Source organism: Saccharopolyspora sp. NPDC049426 (genome assembly GCF_040676935.1).
Taxonomy (GTDB): Bacteria; Actinomycetota; Actinomycetes; order Mycobacteriales; family Pseudonocardiaceae; genus Saccharopolyspora.
Genome location: NZ_JBFAPZ010000009.1, coordinates 69,570 through 90,069 on the forward strand (window position 1 = coordinate 69,570; position 20,500 = coordinate 90,069).

Below are 20,500 nucleotides of genomic sequence, written 5' to 3' on the forward strand. Positions count from 1 at the left end.
CTTGCTCCGAGCGGTAATCAGATGAACACACTGCGCGACGGCACTGGGGGAATTCTGTGAGTGACGACCGGTCTGCGAACATCATCCGGTTCTGGCGAAGCGTCGAGATGCTCAGTCCGCAAGACGTGCCGAAGACGATCGGGACCGAGCAGCGGCGGCCCAGCGCCATCGTCTTCCGCCCCTCGAGCACAAAAAATCCGTTCCGCCGGGCAGCTTCGATCTTCACCGCAGCGTCCTCTCAGAAGGACGCCGTTGGAGCACCGAAGAGGCTTTCGTCCGGGGTGACGCCCAGCCCGGAGTCATCGAGACGCTTGATGTGGCCGTTCTCGGCGGTGATGCCGTTGTCCGGGTCGTAGTGGCCGTCGATGTGATCAGCCGCCGCCCAAACGCCCTCCAACAGCTCAGGCGCCACCGTGACGCCGATGTGAGTGCAGGCCGCCGCGATGATGTCGCCGCCCCAGGAGTCGTCGCAGGTGTGCGGCAGACCCCGGGCTGCGCAGAGATCTCGGAAGCCGCGCATGGGGTGCAGTCCGCCGAGCCGGGTGACCTTCATCCCGAACCCGTCGACCAGTCCGGTCCCGGCCGCGCTGATCGCCGCGTCCAGGCTCGTGCCGCTCTCGTCCAGGTAGAGGGCGTGATCGACCTGCGGGCGGATCTTGCGGAGGTCGTCGACGGTCTTGCAGGGCTGTTCCAGGACGAAGGGGACGTCTGGGCACTCGCGGCTGATCCGCAGAGCGTCGCGGGTGGTCAGGCTGCGGTTTCCATCGACCGCCAGGGCTGTGCCCGCACTCCGGGTGACCTCCCAGACCTTGCGGATGGTCTCGATGTCCTGCTCCACCGGTCGGCCACCGATCTTGACCTGCAGGCGCGGGTAGCCCTGGTCGCGCTTCTCCGCAGCCAGGCGCGCGGTCTCCCCCGGGTCACCGATGCTGATGGCGCAGTAGGAGGGAACGCGGTCGGTGAGCGCACCGCCGAGCAGGTCAGCGACGCTGACACCGAGGTGCTTGCCCAGCAGGTCGTGGGCGGCGATGTCGATCGCGGCCTTGGCGTAGTGGTGGCCGTGCAGCAGCCCGTCCATCCGCCGGTGCAACGGAACCGGCAGCACCTCGGTCCCCAGTAGCCCGGGCGCCATCTCCGAGACCGCCGCGGCCGCACCGGCCGCGTGGGACTCAGCGTAGGTGGGGCCGACCGGGCACGTCTCGCCCCAGCCGGTCAGCCCGTTGTCAGCGACCAGCTTCACCAGCGTGGTCTTCAGCGCCCAGACCTCGGCGTGGGCCATCCGGTAGGGTCCGTCGTGGACGGGCAGATCGTGGCTGTAGACGTGGACTTCGGCGATCCTCACCCTTCGTCCTCCGGCATCGTCAGCACGAGCTTGCCCATCAACCTCTTGCTCAGGAACTCCTCCTGCGCCTTCCCGATCTCGTGAAGCGGGAACACCTTCGCGACGTGGGGCCGGAATTCGTCGGCCTCGACGTAGGAGAGGAGGTTGGCGAACACCTCGTCGTCCTGGAAGGTGCAGCCCACCAGCGTCAGGTCCTTGAGGTAGAGCGTACGCAGGTCGATCTGCGCGATGGGCCCGCCGATCGCGCCCGCCGTGGCGTAGCGCCCCCCACGACGCAGCAGGTCGAGCAACGCCGGCCACTGCTCGCCGCCCACGAGATCGACCACGAGGTCGACCACGAGGTCGACCACGAGGTCGACCACGAGGTCGACCACGACCTCGACCGAGCCCTCGCCCAGCTCGGCGACGAGATCGGCTCCGCGATCGATGACCTGGTCGGCACCGAAAGCGCGCACCTCGTCGGCCTTGGCTGGCGAGCAGACCGCGATCACGGTCGCTCCTCTGCGCTTGGCCAGCTGCACCGCGGCCGAGCCCACACCGCCGGAGGCGCCGGTGATCAGCGCCCGCTCCGCGCCGAGATCGACGCGGTGCAGCATGTTCTCGGCGGTGGAATACGCGCAGGGCACGGCCGCGAGCTCCACATCGGACCAGTCGCAGACCACCGCATGGGTCTCGCGCGCCGGTGCCACGGCGAACTGCGCGAACCCGCCGTCGCACTCGCTGCCGAAGGTCCAGCACTCGTAGGGCCGGTAGTCGACGTAGCTGCGCAGCATGTTCCGCACCAGGACCCGCTCCCCGATCCGCGACGGGTCCACATCATCTCCAACCGCGACGACGTGGCCGCAGCAGTCGGCACCCTGGATCCTCGGGAACTGCATCGGCTCACCCGACCAGGTCGCGTCCGCGTCGTTCACCTCGTCGAAGCCGGTCGCGCCACCGGTGTTGGTGGCCTGCCCGACCGACTTCGAGTACCAGCCGATCCGGGTGTTGATGTCGGTGTTGTTGACCCCGGCCGCCGCGACCCGGATCAAGACCTCGTCCGGACCAGGCCGGGGCACGGGCACGTCCGTGCGGTACTCGAGCTGTTCGAGGCCGCCGTGGCCGTTGAGCAGGACCGCGTGCATGGTGCGCGGCGACGAATCCGTCATCGATGGCTCCAGGATCTCGTTCAGGCCGGCTGTTCGAGCATGTGACCCATGCGGTCTCGCTTGGTGGCCAGGTAGCGCATGTTGTGCGCGTTGGGTTCGGCCTCCAGCGGAAGCCTCTCGCTGATGGTGATGCCGCGATCGGCCAGCGCGCGGCACTTGTCGGGGTTGTTGGTCAGCAGGCGCACCGACCCGACACCCAGTTCGGTGAGGATGAGCGCGGCCGGGTCGTAGTCGCGGCTGTCGACCGGCAGGCCCAGCGCGCGATTGGCCTCCAGGGTGTCCATGCCCTGGTGCTGCTGGAGTTCGTAGGCGCGCAGCTTGCGCCCGAGCCCGATGCCGCGGCCCTCGTGCCCGCGCATGTAGATGATGACGCCGCGCCCTGCGGCAGCGACCGATTCCATCGCGGTGCGCAGTTGCGAGCCGCAGTCGCAGCGCAGCGAGCCGAGCAGGTCCCCGGTGAGGCATTCGCTGTGCAGGCGGACCAGCACGTCCTCGCCGTCGACCTCGCCCATCACCAGTGCGAGGTGTTCGACGCCGTCGGCCGTCTCGTAGCTCAGCGCGCGGAAGTGCCCCAGGTCGGTGGGCAGTTCGGCCTGTCCGGTGCGGCGAACTCCGCCGTGCTCGCGCATCCAGTCCACCAGGGAGGCGATCGAGATCATCGGAATCGCGTGCTCCGCAGCGAAAGCATCCAGCTCGGGACGGCGCATCATGGCCTTGCGGTCCGGCGTGACGATCTCGCACAGCAGAGCGGCACCGCTGAGCCCGGCCGCGCGGCACAGGTCCACGCCGGCCTCGGTGTGACCGGTGCGCTCCAGAACCCCGCCCGGCTTGGCGCGCAACGGCATCACGTGGCCGGGACGGGCCAGCTCCGAGGGCGCCAGCGTCGGATCGGCCAGCGCCCGGATCGTGGCGGCGCGGTCGCTCGCGCTGATGCCGGTGGTCGTGCCGTGCCGGTAGTCGACGCTGACCAGGAACGCCGTGCCGTGGCTCTCGGTGTTGGCGGAAACCATCAGGTCCAGGTCGAGCTCGGCGGCCCGGCGCTCGTCGACCGACACGCACAGGAATCCCGAGGTGTGCTCGAGGAAGAACGCGACCTCATCGGTGGTGGCGTGTTCGGCGGCCATGATCAAGTCGCCTTCGTTCTCCCGGTCCTCGTCGTCGACGACGAGGACCTTCCCGCCTGCGGCGAGGGTGGCGACGGCTTCGGCAATGCTCGACGTGGGCATCGATCTCTCCTGCACGCGTGGATCACCCGGCTGGACGCTGACCGCCGCTGCGAGTGATGGCCGGATCCTGCGCGCTGGGCCGTCCGAAGGACATACCGCAACGCTCGTTCAAGTAATGAACGTCTTGTTCACGGATGCTCGCACTGCGCCCGTGCGCCGTCAAGCAGAAATCCGCCTCTGACCTTGCAAGTCCGCACCGGATAAGACTCTTGACGCGCCGAGCGAGCGGGGTCACAATATCCCCCGTTGCGTTCATATATTGAACGCACTGTTCGTAAATTTGCTCGATCTTGAGCGCGTGAAACCCGGCGTTGCCGACTGCGAGGGAGTGCCGCTGTGTCTGAAGAAACCGATGTCGTCGTGGTCGGTGGCGGGGTCGCCGGTCTGATCACCGCCCGCGAGCTGGGCCGCAAGGGCCTGCGCGTGACGGTGCTGGAGGCCCGCGACCGGCTGGGTGGCCGGGTGTGGACCGATCACCGGTTGGGCCGGGACCTGGAGATCGGCGGGACCTGGCTGCACTGGGTGCAGCCGCACGCGTGGGCCGAGGTCAACCGCTACGGCTTGGAGGTCACTCGCGGGCCGCGACCGGAGGAGGCCTACTGGCTGGCCGGCGACGAGGTCCGCACCGGGACCCTCGACGGGTTCATGGAGCTCATCGACCCGGGCATGCGTCGCCTGCTCGAAGGCACGATGCACCACATCCCCCGGCCCGACAAACCGCTGTCGAACCCCGAATTGGCTTCGGTGGACGGGTTCAGCGTGCAGGACAAGCTCGACGAGCTCGACCTGCCCGTCGAGGAGTACCGCGCCAACGAAGCCGCGTGGGTGGGGCACTTCAACGCCCCGCTGGGCGACGGCGCCTTCACCAGCGCGCTGCGCTGGACCGCGGCCACCGCGGGCTCGTGGCACCTGATGCACGAGGCCTCGGCGGTGTTCCGGCTGGCCACGGGAACTCGGTCGCTGATCGAGGCGATCGTGGCCGACACCGACACCGACGCCGACATCCGCACCTCCACCGAAGTCTCCCGCATCGGGCACGACGCCGACGGCGCAGTCGTGACCACCACCGGCGGCGAGCGCATCAGAGCGAAGCGGGTGGTGCTGACCCTGCCGCAGAACCTCCTCGGCGAGCTGGACATCTCACCGGGGTTGTGCGCGGAGAAGCAGGCCGCTAGCAAGGAGGGCACGGCCTCGAAGGGCGTGAAGGTCTGGATCCGGGTGCGCGGCCCGATCAAGCCGTTCTTCGCCTACTCCTCGGCCGCGCACCCGCTGTCGGTGGTGCGCACCGAGTTCCTGGGCGAGGACGACGCGGTGCTGGTCTCCTTCGGCGCCGACGCCTCCCGAATCTCCCCGAACGACCGCGACGCCGTCGCCGAGGCGCTGCGGGTGTGGCGCGACGACCTGGAGGTCCTGGAGGTCACCGGGCACGACTGGATGGCCGACCCGCACTCCCGCGAGACCTGGCTGATGCAGAAGCCGAACCAGCTGACCCGCTACTTCGCCGCCCAGCAGCGCGCCGAAGGCGTCCTGCACTTCGCCGGCAGCGACTACGCCAACCTCTGGGCCGGGTTCATCGACGGCGCCATCGAAAGCGGCCACCGCGTCGCCCGCGACATCACCACCGCTCTCACCTGACCACCCATCGACCACCGGCACTGACTGGGAGGCAACGCGATCATGACACTGTCGACCCCGACGATCGAACCCCGCTACTTCCGCGACGTCATCGGCCACCTGCCCACCGGCGTGACCGTGGTGGCCGGCCGCGAACCCGCCACCGGCACCCCCGCCGGACTCGTGGTGGGCACCTTCCAATCGCTGTCGCTGGACCCGCCGCTGGTGACCTTCAGCGTCGCCACCACCTCCAGCAGCTGGCCCAAGATCCGCAGCGGCCACTTCAGCGCCAGCGTCCTGGCCGACGACCAGCACCACGTCTGCAAAGCCCTCTCCAGCAAGCAGGCCGACAAGTTCGCCCAGCTCGACTGGCGCGAATCCGCCGAAGGCAGCCCCCAGATCACCGGCGCCCACGCCTGGATCGACTGCACACCGCTGCACGAACTCGAAGGCGGCGACCACGTCATCGTCATCGCCGAAGTCCTGCGCCTCGAAGCAGGCCACGGCCAGCCCCTGATCTTCCACCGCGGCCAACTGGGCACCTACCAGCAGCCCCAGCCCTGAACCCGCTGCCCTGCCACGACGAAGTGAGAGCACACCACCAGATGAACACCACACCGCACCTGACCGAACCGGAAGAAGCCCCGGAGGAGCTCGAGGCGCTGCTGGCCGCCGCGACCACCGCGGCAGCCGACTGGGGACAGCGGTCACCGCACGATCGAGCGGACGCGCTGTCGGCGGTCGCCGACGCGCTCGACACCGCCGGCCACGACCTGATCGCCGAGGCCATGCGCGAGACCGGCCTCGCCGAGGCACGGCTCACCGGCGAGCTCAAGCGAACCACCGTGCAGCTGCGCATGTTCGCCGAGCACCTGCGCGACGGCTCCTACTTGCGCATCGCCCTCGACCGCCAGGACCCGGACTTCGTGCTGGGCGCCCGGCCGGACCTGCGCCGGTGGCTGATCCCGTTGGGGCCCGTGCTGGTCTACGCCGCGAGCAACTTCCCCTTCGCCTTCTCCGTCGCCGGCGGCGACACCGCCTCGGCACTCGCCGCGGGCTGCCCGGTCCTGCTCAAGGAACATCCCGGTCACCCCGAGACCTCCCGCAAGACCGCTGAAGTCGTGGACTCCGCCCTGCGGACCGCGGAAGCACCGGAGGGAACCTTCGCGCTGCTCACCGGCAGGCAGGCCGGGGTCTCCGCGCTGCGCGACTCGCGCATCGCCGCGGGTGCGTTCACCGGTTCGGTCGCCGGAGGACGGGCGCTGTTCGACATCGCTTCCTCGCGGCCGAACCCGATCCCGTTCTTCGGCGAACTCGGCAGCATCAACCCCGCGGTGGTCACCAGCGGGGCCGAGCGCGAGCGCGGCGAGCAGATCGCCGCGGGCTTCGTCGGCTCCTTCACCCTCGGCGCCGGTCAGTTCTGCACCAAACCCGGAATCCTGCTGCTGCCGCGCGGTTCCGAGCTGCCCAAGCGGATCGCCGAACTCGCCCAGGAGGTTCCGCCGGCGCGGATGCTCACCTCGGCCATCGCCGAGCGCTACCGCGAACGCACCGCCGCGCTCGCAGACGCCCGGGCGTCGAGGTGCTCGTGCGCGGCACCGAACACGCCGACCCCTCCGGTGTCCCGCAGATGTCCCCGACCGTCCTTCACGCCGGATCGGTGGCCGACCTGCTGTCCGAGCCCGTGCTGATGGAGGAGAACTTCGGCCCCTGCGCGGTCATCGCCGAGTACGACACCGATGACGATCTGCGCGAGGTGATCTCGGCGGTTCCCGGGACGCTCACGGTCACCGCGCACCTGGCCGGACAGCCCGATGACGCCGAGCGGCAGCAGGTCTCCGGCCTGGTCGCGCTGGCCGCCTCGCGGTCCGGACGCGTCCTGTTCGACGAGTGGCCGACCGGCGTCGCGGTCACCCCGGCGCAGCAGCACGGAGGGCCCTACCCGGCGACCACCGCGGTGTCGACCACCTCGGTGGGAACCGCGGCCATCGACCGCTTCCTGCGGCCGGTGACCTACCAGAACGCGCCCGAATTCCTGCTGCCGGAAGCCCTGCGCGAGTCCAACCCCCTCGGACTGCCACGCAGCACCCACCAGCCCGGCGCCTCGCAGAACTGGGCTCCGCCGCAGTGACGACGAGCCGGCGGGCGGCCCCAGCCCGCCGGCCTCTCCCCTACCTCGAACCGAAAGCGGCTCGAGGTGCCTCCACCCTTCTCCGGAAAGCTCACAGAGGAGTAGAAGACATGCCGTCTCGCCGCATGCGCCTGTTCGCCTTCGAGTTCCAGGGGCCCGCACACCTCTCGGCGGGCCTGTGGCGGCACGAGAAGGACCAGGGCCACCGCTACAAGGACGTCCGCTACTGGACCGAGTACGCCAAGCTGCTCGAGCAGGGCCACTTCGACGGCGTGTTCTTCGCCGACAACGCCGGCTACCACGACGTCTACCAGGGCAGCGCCGCAGGAGCGCTGGCCGACGGTGCGCAGCTTCCCGCCAACGACCCGGCGCTGGTCATCTCAGCGATGGCCGCCGCCACCGAGCACCTCGGTTTCGGCCTGACCGGCTCGACCACCTACGAGCACCCCTACACGCTGGCCCGCAAGTTCAGCACGCTCGACCACCTCACCGACGGCCGCATCGGCTGGAACCTGGTGACCTCCTACGCCGACAGCGCCGCCCGCAACGTCGGCAACGGCCAGCTGCCCGCGCACGACGAGCGCTACGACGTGGCCGCCGAACACCTGGAGGTCTGCTACAAGCTCTGGGAAGGCTCCTGGGACGACGACGCCGTGGTCCGCGACGTCGAGCGCTGCCTCTACGCCGACCCGCAGCGGGTGCACGACATCAACCACCAGGGCAAGTACTTCAACGTCCCCGGTTTCGCGCTCTGCGAACCGTCGCCGCAGCGCACCCCGGTGATCTTCCAGGCAGGCGGTTCGTCGAAGGGCCGTGCGCTGGCCGCAGCCCACGCCGAAGGCGTGTTCGTCAACGCGGTCTCGAAGAAGGCGCTGCGCCGCCAGGTCGACGCGCTGCGCGCGCAGGCCGCCGAAGCCGGCCGCGATCCGCGTTCGCTGCGGGTGCTGCAGATGCTCAACGTCGTGGTCGCCGAGACCGACGAGCTGGCGCAGGCCAAGTACGAGCAGTACCGCAAGCTGGTCAGCTACTCCGGTGCGATGGCCCGCTACAGCGGCTGGACCGCGCTGGACATGTCCCAGTTCGACCCCGACGTGCCGCTGCGGCACGTCAAGACCGACGCTGGCCAGACCATGGTGGACCTGTTCTCCAAGATGGACCCGGACAAGGAGTGGACACCGCGCGACATCGCCGAGTTCATCGGCATCGGCGGCAGCGGCCCCACCATCGTCGGATCCCCGCAGACCGTCGCCGACGAGCTCATCAGCTGGGTCGAGGACTGCGACATCGACGGCTTCAACCTCGGAAACGCCGTGAAGTACCAGGACATCGCCGACTTCATCGAGCTCGTCGTGCCCGAGCTCCAGCGCCGCGAGGCCGTCTGGACCGAATACCAAGGCCGCACGCTGCGCGAGAAGCTCCACGGCCCCGGCAACACCCGGCTCGCCGAAGACCACCCCGGCCACAAGTACGCCCACGCCGCGCTCGCCGCGGGCCACTGACGCCCCAGCCCTCAAAGAAGAGGAAACCCCGATGCAGACAACCGAACTCCACGAGATCGCCACGACGCTGCGCCACGCGCGCCTCAACCGCACCCCGATCGCCGCACCGACCAAGACCTGGCAGCAGCTCGACGCCGATGCCGCGTTCGAGGTCCAGCGGCTCACCGTCGAGATGGCCGTGTCCGGGGGCGACCGCGTCGTCGGATACAAGCTCGGCAACATCGCCAAGGCCATGCAGGCCGCGTTCGGGCTCGACCAACCCGACTACGGCTTCCTGCTGGCCAGCACGTTCACCTACGAAGGAACCACGGTCGACCCCGCGCGGTTCATCGAACCCTTCGTCGAGCTGGAACCCGCGTTCCTGCTCAAACGACACCTGCGCGGCCCGAACCTCACCGTCGCCGATGTCATCAACGCCGTCGAGCACGCCGTGCCTGCGATCGAGATCATCGACTCCCGGGTGCAGAACTGGGCGATCGACCTGCCCGACACGCTCTCGGACAACGGCTCCACCGGAGCGGTGATCCTCGGCGGCACGCCCCGCCGGATCACCGACCTCCGGCTCAGCGACACCGGAGGGACCCTGCACTTCAACGGTGAACCGGTGATGTCGGGCAACACCAACAGCATCCTCGGCAACCCGCTGTCGGCGACCGCGTGGCTGTGCAACCGCCTCGCCGCCTACGACGTCGAGTTCGAGCCCGGCCAGATCATCCTCCCGGGAAGCTGCCTGGAAGCGGTCCGCATGAACGCCCCCGGCACCTGGACCGGCGAGTTCGCCGACTGGGGCTCGGTGCAGTTCGAAGTCTCCCCGGCCTGACCTGCCTCCTTCGGGGCTTGCGGGTTCTGCTCAACCCGCAAGCCCCGAAGGAGGGTCAGCCGGGCAAACGATTCGTTCAGAATGCAAACACTCATGGAGGCTGATGGAACGACCGGCGTCGACCCGAAGACGTCGCCACTAGCACCCCTCGGAGCGGAAGGCGGCACCAGCACCTCCTGCCGCGGCGCGATGCCCGTTCACCAGCGGCGACTCCACCCGTCGGGTGCCACAACCTCGCCGAGGCGCTCCAGCGAGGAGCACGACGTCTCGGCACCGTCCTCGCCAGCGCGTCCACTAAGTGAACGCGCCTGTTAGGCTGTTCGCACGACAGGACCCGCGCGATCAGGAGGCGAGCAGCGATGGGCGACGAGCCCGAGCACCCCGACTTGGCCAACAAGTCGGTCACCAAGGCAATGCGCCTGCTCCGCGAACTGGCCGCTCAACCGCGCACCGGCGCCACGGTCACCACCCTCGGCAAGGCTGCGGGCCTGAGCAGGCCCACCGCGTTCCGGCTGCTCCACAGCCTCGAACAAGGCGGCTTCGTCGACCGCATCGACACCAACTACGTCCTCGGCTGGGAACTCGCCCGCCTGGGCAGGCAGGCCGACCCCTACGCTGGCCTGGTCGCCCACGCCCAGCCGCTGCTGCAGGAGCTGGCCGACAAGTTCAACGAGTCGGTGACCCTGTCGATCCCGAACGCCCAGGACGGCCTCGATCTGGTGGCCGAGGCCGCCGGCTCGCACGTGGTCGGCATCGTCTCCCGCAACATGGTCGGCGAGCGCTATCCCATGCACGCCAGCTCCACCGGCAAGGTCCTGCTCGCCGAACAGCCCGCGGAGAAGCTGCGCCGAACCCTGCCCGACGAGCTCGAGGCGTTCACCCCGTACACCATCACCGACCGCGACGCCCTGTTCAAGGAGCTGGAGCAAGTCCGCGAACAAGGCTTCGCCATCATCGACAACGAGCTCGAACCGGAACTGCTGTCGCTGTCACGCCCGGTCCGCGACAGCGCGGGAACCATGGTCGCCATCCTGACCCTCAACGGCCCCCGCAGCCGCTTCGGCCGCGCCCACATCCCCGAAGCCCTGCAGCAGATGCAGGGCACGGTCGACCGCCTCGCCGACCTCTTCTGGCGAGACTCCGCCAACTACTGACCCGGAACGCTCGCCAAGAGCAACACCGCTCAACGCTTCCGGGAGGTCGTCCGGGGTCTTGCAGGGCCTGACGATCGCGGTGGTGAAGGGACAGTTGAGGAGGTCGCGGGCGCCACCGGTGTTCGTGGTGACATGCGCGCCGGGTGATGCTCAGGGCGGCACCGACCAGCGCCCGGCCGGGAGTCACGGCCGGGCACTGCGGAGGGCATGACCCTGTCAGGGGACGGTCGCCGTCAGGAGTGGACTGACGGCTTCTCCGTTGCTGGGCCGGTCGTGGGTGGTTGGCCGGGCAGCGCGCCCTCCGCGTCGGCAGGCATCCGGCGCTGGAGCCGGCCGAGCATGAAAAGCACCAGCACCATCACGGCCGGGACCGCTGCGAAAATGGTGAACGCTCCGCCTGCCCCGAGACCGGCGTCGAGGATGACTCCGCCGAGCCAGGGGCCGACCATGGCGCCAACCTTGGCGACCGAGGATGCCCAGCCCGCTCCGTTGGCGCGGATCGCGGTCGGGTAGAAGGTGCCCGCGATGCTGGTGATACCGCCATGGCCGCCGTTGATGAACATCTTGGCGCTGATGACGAAGGCGATGTAGGCGACCGGAGCGAGGGACCCAGTGCCCAGCAGCAGCATGCAGACGACGGCCGCGAGGGGCATCCACAGGATGGCGCCCGCGCCCTTGCGGTCGACGAAGCGGCTGATGAACAGCTGCGCCACAGCGCCTGAGACGCTGGCCGAGGCAGCGATGGTGGCGGCCGCGCTCACGCTGAAGCCCATCACCTCGTTGATCATCGGGGTCCAGAAGACCATGAAGTAGATCAGTGCCGAGGACAGGAAGTAGGCCAGCCACAGCAGTGAGGTGACGCCCGCGAGATGACCGCGGAAGAGCTGGATGGGCGTGAACCGCTTGCCCGGATCGGCCTGCTTCAGGTCGGTGTCGATGAAGTGGGTACCGGGTGCGAAAGACATGCCCGGCTGGAAGCGGCTCAGGGTGCGGGCGATGCGCTCGTCGCTACCGGGACGGGCCTTCAGCGCCAGGAACCTGACCGACTCGGGCAGCAATGCGAGCACCACGAAAACGGTCAGCAGGGAACAGGCACCGCCGACGACGAACACCGAGCGCCAGCCGTGCTCCGGAACCAGCCAGTTGGAGATAGGACCGCCCGCGGCACCGCCGAGCGTATAACCGACCATGATGATCGCCACCGCGGTCACCCGGAATCGCTTGGGCGCGTACTCAGCCGCCAGGGCCCAGGTCAGTGGGAGCACCCCGCCGAGGAAGATCCCCGAGACGAACCGCAGGACGGCCAAGTGCTCGAAGGTGTCCGCGAAGGCGAAGCCGAGCATGAACAGGCCGAAGCCGATGACCGAAATGACGATGGTGGGGCGGCGTCCGACCCGGTCGGCCAGATAGCCCATGATCAGAGCACCGACCATGGTTCCGAAGAGCCCGATCGTGCCTAATGTGCCGAGCTGGGTCCCGGTGAGCCCGAGGTCCTTCTTAATGTAGGTGGCGGCGAACGACAGAATCTGGAAGTCGAAGCCGTCGAGGAAGGTGATCAGGCAGCAGACCGCGTACATCGTCAGCCAGGACCGGCTCGCGCGTTGGCGTTCGATGATCGGGGCTAGTTCCATGGTGGGTGGTGTGGCGCTCATGGACGTCTCCTCGTCGTTGAGGGGTGTGTGCCGGTGTGCAATGCGGGGTGCACCGTGACGGTCTGAAGAGCAGGTCCATCGCCGCCCCCAACGGAGTCGCCATCACGCCTTCGCGCATGGCTTTCCCTTCGTCTGTCAGAGCGACCATCAGATCCTCCTCAGTCCTCGACGTTGTCGCGAACGCGATCGCGCAGCGCCGTCAAGTCGACCTGGTGGACGTCTTCGCCCAGGGTCAGATCCAAGGCGTGTGCGGCGGCGAGGCCCATCGCCGAGCACGGGCCCATCACACGGACGCTGGAGAGCGCGGCGGCATCCCCGTCGACGCAGCGGCCCGCGGCCACGAAGTTGCGCGCCTGTGGCGAGAGCATGCTGCGCAGCGGGACGTAGTGGACGTGGTCGGAGCCGAACGTCTCCCACACGTAGCCCTCGACCCGATCGTGCAGCTCAACCGGCCAGGCGGTGCGGGCGACGGCGTCGTCGAACCTCGTCCCCGCCCGCACCTCGTCGAGGGTCAGCTGGTGGGCCGCGGCGAGCCATCGGGTCTGCCGGCGTCCCGGGAATCCGTAGGCGCGGACCTTGGCGTTGCTGAATCCCGCCGGGAATTCCCGCCGGAGGAACCCCACGACCCGGTCCGCCTGGGCCCGGCCCCGCAGTTGCGCGTCGGCGGCCTCGACTGCACCCAGGGGCGCCTCGACGTGGGTCATGTTCATCACGGCCGAGTTGCGGCCCGGGAAGAAGAACGCGAGCCCGTCGCGGCGGACCAGACCGTACTCGGCGGCCTTCTCGTCGACCCGGGCGACCAGCTCGGCGGGCTCCGGCTTTCCGGACTCGTCGAGTCCCTCAAGGCGGATCTGCTGGGATCCCCAGACCGTGCGGTCTGGGACCTTGCAGGGCAGCCCGGCTTCCCAGGCGAGCGCCGCATCGCCGGTCGCGTCGACGAATCCGCGGGCCGTGACGCTGACCGGGCCGAAGCGGGTGGCGAAGTCGACCCGCTCGATGACGCCGCCGTCCATCCCGACGCCGCTGACGGAAGCGCCCAGGACCACCCGGATGCCGAGTTCCTCCACGATGTTCTCGAACCAGCGGCCGAGGGCGACCTCGTCGTAGGTCACCGTCTGGGTGTGGGTGCGGTTGTAGTGGAGGTCGTTGGTCTTCTCCAGCGCCTCGAAGAGCTCGCCGAAGATTCCGTAGGTGAGCTGCCGGTAGTCGGGGGCGTTGCCGTAGATCCCGCAGAAGAGCCCGATCATCGAGTTCACGCACTGGCCGCCGAGAACCGGGAGCGCGTCGACGAGGACGACGTCGCGGCCGAGGCGGCGCGCTTGGATGGCTGCCGAGAGGCCGGCGATACCGGATCCGACGACCAGGATGTCGGCGTCGAGGCGTTCGGTCGGGTCACCGACCGGCTTGGAGACCGTGTGGACGACGAGGTCGGACAGGGCGTGGGGCATGGTGTTGTCTTCTCTCCCGAGAATTGATGGTTCAGTGAGCGCTCCGGCGCAGGGTCGCGCCTCGGTCGAGCGGTTCCACGGCGCCGGCGTAGACGTCGAGCCAGGAACCGGGACGGGCCGGCCAGGTCTGCGGCGCGCGGGTTTCGGCGTACGCCTCGATCCGTCGGTCGAGCTCGTCGTCTCCGATCAGGAGGTCCACGGTCCGGTTGGGAACGTCGATCGCGATCTCGTCACCGGTGCGCACGACACCGAGCGGACCGGGAACGCCGCCCTCGGGCGAGATCTCGCCGACGACGATGCCCTTGTTGACCAGTCCGGAGAGCTGGCCGTCGGTCACGAACGCCACCTGCTCGCTCAGTCCGGCACCGTTGAGCGCGAAGACCACGCTGGAGGCCATGCCCATCCCCGGCGTGCCGGTGACACCGAGGCCGCGCAGCACGAGGACCTCGCCGGGCAGCACCTCACCGCGCTCGATCGCCTCGGTGGCCTCGGGCGCGGACTCGAAAACACGTGCTGTGCCGCGGAAAGTGCGGGACCGGTTCTCGGTCACCGACAGTTTCACGATGCCGGTGTCGGGGCACAGGTTGCCGCGCACCAAGACGATGGTGGAATCGGGACGCATCGGCTCGGCGCGGATCACCTCCGCGTCCACGGGGGCGTCAGCGACGACCGCGGCCATCGACGTGCCCGAGACCGTCGGGCACGAGCCGTCGATCTTGTCACCGAGCTGTCGGAGCACGCCGCGAGCACCACCCGCGGCGTCGAACTCGTCGATCGTCGTGGGCCCGTTGGGCTGGACCGCAGCGATCGGCCCGACCTCGCGCCCGATCTCCTCGAAGAGCCGGTGGACGTCGATGTCGTGCGGCAGCTCCGCGGCGATCGCCTCCAGGTGCTTGACGGCATTGATCGAACCGCTGACCGCGATGACCGCTGTCACCGCGTTGCGGAACGCAGCGGGGGTCATCACCGTGCTGGGGCGCCGGTCGTCCTCGATGGCGGCCATGACGACCGGGCCGGCTGCTTTCGCGGCCGCCCACATCGTCTCGCTGTTGGCCTGGGTCGGAGCCGAGCCGGGCAGTGCCATCCCGAGCGCTTCGGCGGCGATGTGCATGGTGTTGGCGGTGCCCATTCCCTGGCACACGCCGGGGCCGGTGATGGCGCGGTCGGACATCTGGCAGAGGTCGTCGAAGCTGATGGCACCCGCGGCGAGCTTGCCGGCGTCGACGAAGACCTCCTCGATGTCGACGCGGCGGCCGTCGTCGAGGACACCGCAGCTCTGGTAGCCGCAGGCCACGATCACCGTGGGAACGTCGGTCCGCGCGGCCGCCATCAACTGTCCGGGCGTTGTCTTGTCGCACGAGGCAAGACAGATCATCCCGTCGAGCTTGCTTCCCTCGACGACCGCCTCGATGTCGTAGGACACCAGGTCGCGCCCCGAGAGCACGTACCCGCCTCCCGGCCGGCAGCCATGATGAAGTCGGTCGGCGCGACGGTGCGGATCTCGAAGCCCAGGCCCCCGGCGTCGTACACCGACCGGCGGACGGCCTCCGCGACCTCGTCGAGGTGTGAGAAGCACGGAGCCAACCCGGAGGAGGAGTTGACGATGGCGATCTTGGGTCGACGGATCTCCTCGTCGTCGTAGCCCAGTGCCTTCCACTGCGTGCGCGTCGTGGCCCAGCGTGAGGATCCGATCGGATGATTGCTTCGCAGCTCGGTGGACATCGCTCTGTTCTTCCTCTGCTGTTGGCCACGTCTGATTGCGGAGGCTTGGTCGGCCGTGTCCAGAACCAGCCGTCGCGGTCGATCAGCCGACGGCGGACTCGACTCCCGGCCCGGCGATCTCGGCGAGGCCGCGACCGAGCAGGGAGTGGAATGCATCAATAGGCTAGGGAGTTCGACATGGCCCGCGGAAATAAACGATCGGGCTGCCCTAGCATCAACGCTAGTTATAAGTGCACGTCAGAGGGCATGCGCCAGTGCGGTGAGGGTGTCGCGCAACCACTGGTGCGCCGGGTCGCTTTCGTTGTCGGCGTGCCACCAGAACCGCTCGACGATCGGCTCGGGCTCGCCGGGACAAGGCAGGACCGCGAGCCCGAGACGTTCGGCCACCTGGGCTGCGAGTCGTTCCTGTAGCAGCGCCACCCGGTCGGTCCCGGCGACGAGGTGCGGCACGGCCTGATAGCTCTCCACCCGCACCCGGATCTGCGGTTGGATGCCGAAGAGCATCAGCTGGCGGCTCATGGGTGCTGCGGCGGGAGACCCCCGGTCCGGGTGGAACGGCACGACCCAGGGCATGCGGGAGAGCTCCTCGAGGCTCACGAAACCCTGCTCGGCATACGGGTTCCCGGCGTCGATCACGCACACCCAGCGGTCGGTGAAAAGATCGACCGACCGCACACCCGGCAGTTCGAAACGGCTCACCGAAGGCGCCACCAGCCCGTCGATGAACTGGATCGTGTCGGCGACATTGGTGGCGAACGCCTCCCGGACGAGCCGGATGTGCAGATCAACACCAGGGGCATGCGCCGCCAACTCGGTGGACAGGTGCCCGCCGAGCACCGCCACGGTGTAGTCCGCCATGAGCAAGGTGAACTCGCGTCGCGAGACTGCGGGGTCGAAGTCGTTACCGGTGGCGAACAGCCGTTCGGTCGCCGCGTATACCCGTTCGACCTGGTCCGCCAGTTGCATCCCCAGCGGGGAGAGCACGTACCCGGTCTTGCCGCGCACGAGCAGATCATCGTCGAAATGGCGGCGCAGCCGGGAGAGCGCGGCGCTGGCGGCCGGCTGGGATATGCCCACCCGCTCGGCCGCGCGGGTGACGTTGCGCTCGCGAATGAGCTCGCGAAGCACGACCAGCAGGTTCAAGTCCAGGTTCGCCAGGTGAGCGGACGGCTTCCTCGCCACAGTCGGACAGTACCGCGCTCGCCGTGTAATGCCGCCCATGACAGCGCCCGATGCTCGCAGTCCCGGCGCGCGCAGTCGGCCAAATGATCATCCGATGCTCGCCCGGCGGGGCAACGCCGGGGCCTATTCCAGCTTCCTGCGCCACGCCGGAGCAGCCGGCATCGTCACTGACACCTGTGTGATGACGTCGTTGATCGTGGCGTGTCGAAACGCGCGACGTGATCCTGATGCACAGGCGCGCTCTCGTGGTGAACAGCCGACACGCACACCTCTGCCGATGACTCAGCGTTGCTAGCATCCATCTGTGATCACCTGTGTTGTTGAGTACGTGATCGATCCTGCGAAGATCGAGGCGTTCGAACGCTTCGGCCGTCGTTGGATTGAACTGGTCAATCGCCACGGCGGCACTCACCACGGCTACTTCCTGCCCGCAGAAGGCGCCAGCGACAAAGCGCTCGCCTTGTTCAGCTTCCCCAGCCTGGCCGCCTACGAGGAGTACCGCGGACTCTTCGGCACCGATCCCGACTTCGTCGAAGCGGATCGCATCCGGGATGAAAGCGGGTGCGTGCTCCGCTACGAGCGCACCTTCATGCGGCCATTGCTTCCCGAACAGCTCTGAGACTTCTGCGACGCCAAGACGTCGACAACGGTTCGCCCTAGGCCGAGCTGCGAGCACCACCCCCGTCAGATCGTGACGGATCACCCACGGCGTTGTTGTCGACGCCGTTCGCTGAATTGGCGTTTCTTGGCGGCGGATCCGCAGGTGGCCATGGAGCACCAGGTACCCGACCGGTTCTTCGACGAGTCGTAGAAGACCCACCGGCAGGACTCATCACGGCACGCCTTGAGCCGGGACAGCGTGCCGTTCGAGTGCGCTACGACGGTGTCCGCCAGGAGGGTGCCGAGCGCGTGGTCGACGCCCTGCCGGGCAGCGGGCAGGAGGGTCGGCTCGGCTTCGGTCCCGAATCTCACCCGCAGCGGGAGCGTCGCGGCCACCTCGTCGAGTCCGCGCAAGTCGTCGTCGGCGCCGCCGTCGCGAGCGAGCAGAGCGCGCAGACCCTCGCGGACGACGATGGCACGCTCGACATCGGCTCGGCTGACGCGGACGCGCTCGGCCATCAGCCCGCGGGTGCTCATCCAGTTCCGCAGCGCCGCGGGCGAGGACAACTCATCTCGGAACTCACCGGTGTCGCGGATGTTGATCCGCGTGTTGACGAAGTCCTGCACCCGGTCGAGCGGCGCCGGGGCGGCGGGGCGGTCCTCCGGCCGCTCGTAGCGGAGCTCCATGCCCCGATGTTACCAGCGAACACCATTGACTGGTTACATGCGACCAGCTATACAGGATGAGTGGTCACAGTGGAGAGCAGCGACACCCACCTGGCCGGCACCGGACTGAGGCGTGGTCTCGTGGTCATCGGAATCGTGCTGACCGCGCTGAGCCTGCGGTCCGCGGTCACCAGCCTCGGCGTCGTGCTGGACCAGGTGCGCGAATCACTGGAGATCAGCGCGACGCTGGCGGGCGTGATCACCGCGTTGCCGTGATCTGCTTCGCCGGGTTCGGCGCGGTCACCCCGGCGCTGTCCCGGCGCATCGGGGAACAGCAGGTGGTGCTCGTCGGGGTCATCGCGATCGTGGTCGGTTTGGGCGGCCGGGCCGCCGCGGGCGAACCGCTGGGGTTCGTGGCGGGCAGCGTGCTCGCACTGGCGGGCATCGCTGTCGCCAACATCGTGCTCCCGTCCCTGATCAAGCGGCACTTCCCGCACCGAGTCGGCCTGATGATGGGCATCTACTCCATGAGCGCCGCAGCCGGTGTCGCGCTGCCCGCCGCAGTCACCGTTCCCCTCATCGACGCGACCGGATATGGCTGGCGGGGCGGACTCGGGAGCTGGGCGGTCTTCGCCGCCGTGGCCGTGATCCCCTGGATGGTCCTGCTCAGCACTGGACACCACGGGACGGTGGAACATGATCAGCCCGGCGGCTGCTCGACCGCCGCTCTGTGGCGCAGTCGGACCGCGCTCAGCCTCACGGCGTTCTTCGGACTTCAGTCCCTCAACGCGTACGTGATGATGGGCTGGCTCCCAGCGATCCTGACCAGCGCCGGACTCTCCTCGCGCAACGCGGCTCTGATGCTGTCGGTGTCGGCGTTGATCGCGATTCCCATCAGCCTCGCGCTGCCCCGAATCGCGACCCGGCGAGGCAGCCAGCGCCGCTACGTCGTCGCCATAGTCGCGGGAGGGCTCGCCGGATACCTCGGTCTCCTCCTCGCGCCCGCCATCGCACCCCTGCTCTGGGTGATGCTGCTCGCCTCGCTGCACGGCGCGTTCCCGCTGGCAGTGACGCTAATCGCGCTCAGAGCCCGAGAACCCGCCACCGCGGCACAGCTATCTGGCTTCGTCCAAAGTGGCGGCTACGTCCTCGCAGCCCTGGGCCCCCTCGCCATCGGAGCGTTGAACGACCTGACGACGACCTGGACGGTGCCCCTCATCGTCCTGATCGCCACCTTGGTCCTCGAATTGATCGTCGGTCTCATCGCAGCCCAACCCCGCCACGTGGAGACCGAGCTCGCCACCGCGCGATGAGGCCCGAGGCGCGCAAAACCAACCGCCAAGCGCACTCGACCCGACGCAAGCAGTGTCATCGACGGTGACCGAAAGCTGCTGCTGGGAACGGTGAAGCGCACCGCTCCCCCGCGTGGCAACAACCGCGCAGACCGGCCCTGATCCAGCCGGCTGGTGGACCCGCTCCGCCTCACGGCGGCTTTCGGGACGATCCTCACTGAAGTGCAGCGGCTGCGTCGAAGCGCTACTCAGCGAGGTCGTCGGGATCAACGACAGGAAGCTCCGCAGTCGACCCGCAGGAATTCCAGCCTGGGCGATGAATGCCTTCACCTCCTGTCGGCACGTTGATCGGGGTGTCGTCACTGGATCCGATCCAGCAACAAATGCCGAGGAATTCCACGAACGCGGCTAGCCAGGCTGATGCGCACGCGGGAGTGCGTCGCAGCCGGCACCACCGTGCTGATCCGGACGAAGGCGTCTCGTTCCACGTCCTCAGGCCAGGCTGCTTGCGGTGGCGCGTGCAGCAGGGCCTGCTCAGGTTTCAGCAGATCAGACGGCTCACGGTTCATTGACTTATGCCTTCGATGGGCGTGTACTGAGGGTGCGGTGAATCGATTGAAAGGGTTGGTGAACCGAAGGGGCGATGGCGCGACAGCCCCGAAGGAACGCATGGTCCAACGTCAAGGACGTTCGTAGTCCTGAGCCTCGCCGGAAGTTCTTGAGCAGGCGGAGTTCAGAAGTGCGAAAGACGCTCGTCAAACTCGAGCTGACGTTCCAGAAAGGGCCTCCGCAGTTGCGGAGGCCCTTTCATTTCTCTCTTCTCGGTCCTGACACAGGAATCCCATGTTCTAGCCGCGACACAAGGGCATCCGCGTTGATCGTGTCGGTGAGCTCGGCGGGGGGGCGAACGACGGCCCGCTCAGCTCGTAGGTGCGTGACTCGGTGCCGCCGGCGGTGAGGCCAGCGGCAGCAGCGGTTGCGAAGTCGGCCCGCGCAGCGCCCGA

The 20,500-nt window shown here is 68.5% G+C and carries 17 protein-coding genes and 1 pseudogene; 9 read left to right on the forward strand and 9 right to left on the reverse strand.

Annotation, left to right across the window (positions count from 1 at the left end; all coding sequences use genetic code 11):
• Window positions 1-238: 238 nt before the first annotated feature.
• From AB0J78_RS20390 to ribA, 3 genes are read right to left on the reverse strand one after another with little or no spacing between them, the layout of a single operon-like run.
• Window positions 239-1,342 carry a mandelate racemase/muconate lactonizing enzyme family protein gene (locus AB0J78_RS20390; protein ID WP_363791245.1) on the reverse strand — a complete coding sequence of 368 codons (1,104 nt, stop codon included), beginning with the start codon at window positions 1,340-1,342 and terminating at the stop codon, window positions 239-241.
• Complete coding sequence (locus AB0J78_RS20395) at window positions 1,339-2,490, reverse strand: alcohol dehydrogenase family protein (RefSeq protein WP_363791247.1); 1,152 nt, start codon at window positions 2,488-2,490, stop codon at window positions 1,339-1,341. Before AB0J78_RS20395 ends, AB0J78_RS20390 begins: the two co-directional genes overlap by 4 nt.
• 20 nt (window positions 2,491-2,510) lie before the next feature.
• Window positions 2,511-3,716, reverse strand: a complete 1,206-nt coding sequence (ribA, locus tag AB0J78_RS20400) for a GTP cyclohydrolase II (protein ID WP_363791249.1) — start codon at window positions 3,714-3,716, stop codon at window positions 2,511-2,513.
• 336 nt (window positions 3,717-4,052) lie between these two features.
• Between ribA and AB0J78_RS20405 the strand changes: the two genes are divergently transcribed.
• The 6 genes and pseudogenes from AB0J78_RS20405 to AB0J78_RS20430 all read left to right on the forward strand — a co-directional run bounded on the left by AB0J78_RS20405 (window position 4,053) and on the right by AB0J78_RS20430 (window position 10,934).
• Window positions 4,053-5,351, forward strand: a complete 1,299-nt coding sequence (locus tag AB0J78_RS20405) for an NAD(P)/FAD-dependent oxidoreductase (protein ID WP_363791250.1) — start codon at window positions 4,053-4,055, stop codon at window positions 5,349-5,351.
• A gap of 42 nt (window positions 5,352-5,393) precedes the next feature.
• On the forward strand, window positions 5,394-5,894 hold the full coding sequence (locus AB0J78_RS20410; protein ID WP_363791251.1) for a flavin reductase family protein: 501 nt from the start codon (window positions 5,394-5,396) through the stop codon (window positions 5,892-5,894).
• A 41-nt stretch (window positions 5,895-5,935) separates the two neighbouring features.
• Window positions 5,936-7,461: pseudogene (locus AB0J78_RS20415) on the forward strand (aldehyde dehydrogenase (NADP(+))).
• A 110-nt stretch (window positions 7,462-7,571) separates the two neighbouring features.
• Complete coding sequence (locus AB0J78_RS20420) at window positions 7,572-8,960, forward strand: LLM class flavin-dependent oxidoreductase (protein ID WP_363791252.1); 1,389 nt, start codon at window positions 7,572-7,574, stop codon at window positions 8,958-8,960.
• Between the two features lie 31 nt (window positions 8,961-8,991).
• Window positions 8,992-9,780, forward strand: a complete 789-nt coding sequence (locus tag AB0J78_RS20425) for a 2-keto-4-pentenoate hydratase (protein WP_363791254.1) — start codon at window positions 8,992-8,994, stop codon at window positions 9,778-9,780.
• A 359-nt stretch (window positions 9,781-10,139) separates the two neighbouring features.
• Entirely contained in the window at window positions 10,140-10,934 is a 795-nt protein-coding gene (locus AB0J78_RS20430) for an IclR family transcriptional regulator (protein ID WP_363791256.1), read from the forward strand.
• A 233-nt stretch (window positions 10,935-11,167) separates the two neighbouring features.
• Here the strand turns inward: AB0J78_RS20430 and AB0J78_RS20435 are convergent, their stop codons facing one another.
• The 5 genes from AB0J78_RS20435 to AB0J78_RS20455 form a co-directional block, all read right to left on the reverse strand.
• Window positions 11,168-12,586, reverse strand: a complete 1,419-nt coding sequence (locus tag AB0J78_RS20435) for an MFS transporter (protein WP_363791258.1) — start codon at window positions 12,584-12,586, stop codon at window positions 11,168-11,170.
• A gap of 158 nt (window positions 12,587-12,744) precedes the next feature.
• Window positions 12,745-14,034 (reverse strand): FAD-dependent oxidoreductase, encoded by a 1,290-nt coding sequence (locus tag AB0J78_RS20440; protein WP_363791260.1) that lies wholly within the window; start codon window positions 14,032-14,034, stop codon window positions 12,745-12,747.
• Window positions 14,035-14,065: 31 nt separating this feature from the next.
• Complete coding sequence (locus AB0J78_RS20445) at window positions 14,066-15,478, reverse strand: dihydroxy-acid dehydratase (RefSeq protein WP_363791262.1); 1,413 nt, start codon at window positions 15,476-15,478, stop codon at window positions 14,066-14,068.
• The gene (locus tag AB0J78_RS20450; protein ID WP_363791264.1) at window positions 15,406-15,756 is read right to left on the reverse strand and encodes a dihydroxy-acid dehydratase; all 351 of its coding nucleotides are present in this window, start codon (window positions 15,754-15,756) and stop codon (window positions 15,406-15,408) included. Before AB0J78_RS20450 ends, AB0J78_RS20445 begins: the two co-directional genes overlap by 73 nt.
• A gap of 237 nt (window positions 15,757-15,993) precedes the next feature.
• Complete coding sequence (locus AB0J78_RS20455; protein WP_363791266.1) at window positions 15,994-16,938, reverse strand: LysR family transcriptional regulator; 945 nt, start codon at window positions 16,936-16,938, stop codon at window positions 15,994-15,996.
• 304 nt (window positions 16,939-17,242) lie between these two features.
• Between AB0J78_RS20455 and AB0J78_RS20460 the strand changes: the two genes are divergently transcribed.
• On the forward strand, window positions 17,243-17,557 hold the full coding sequence (locus AB0J78_RS20460) for an NIPSNAP family protein (RefSeq protein WP_363791268.1): 315 nt from the start codon (window positions 17,243-17,245) through the stop codon (window positions 17,555-17,557).
• An 80-nt stretch (window positions 17,558-17,637) separates the two neighbouring features.
• Here AB0J78_RS20460 and AB0J78_RS20465 read toward each other — a convergent pair whose 3' ends face one another.
• The gene (locus AB0J78_RS20465; protein ID WP_363791270.1) at window positions 17,638-18,225 is read right to left on the reverse strand and encodes a CGNR zinc finger domain-containing protein; all 588 of its coding nucleotides are present in this window, start codon (window positions 18,223-18,225) and stop codon (window positions 17,638-17,640) included.
• 60 nt (window positions 18,226-18,285) lie between these two features.
• Between AB0J78_RS20465 and AB0J78_RS20470 the strand changes: the two genes are divergently transcribed.
• Both AB0J78_RS20470 and AB0J78_RS20475 read left to right on the forward strand, forming a co-directional pair.
• The gene (locus AB0J78_RS20470) at window positions 18,286-18,480 is read left to right on the forward strand and encodes a hypothetical protein (protein WP_363791272.1); all 195 of its coding nucleotides are present in this window, start codon (window positions 18,286-18,288) and stop codon (window positions 18,478-18,480) included.
• On the forward strand, window positions 18,477-19,517 hold the full coding sequence (locus AB0J78_RS20475) for an MFS transporter (protein ID WP_363791274.1): 1,041 nt from the start codon (window positions 18,477-18,479) through the stop codon (window positions 19,515-19,517). Before AB0J78_RS20470 ends, AB0J78_RS20475 begins: the two co-directional genes overlap by 4 nt.
• Window positions 19,518-20,500: the final 983 nt, after the last annotated feature.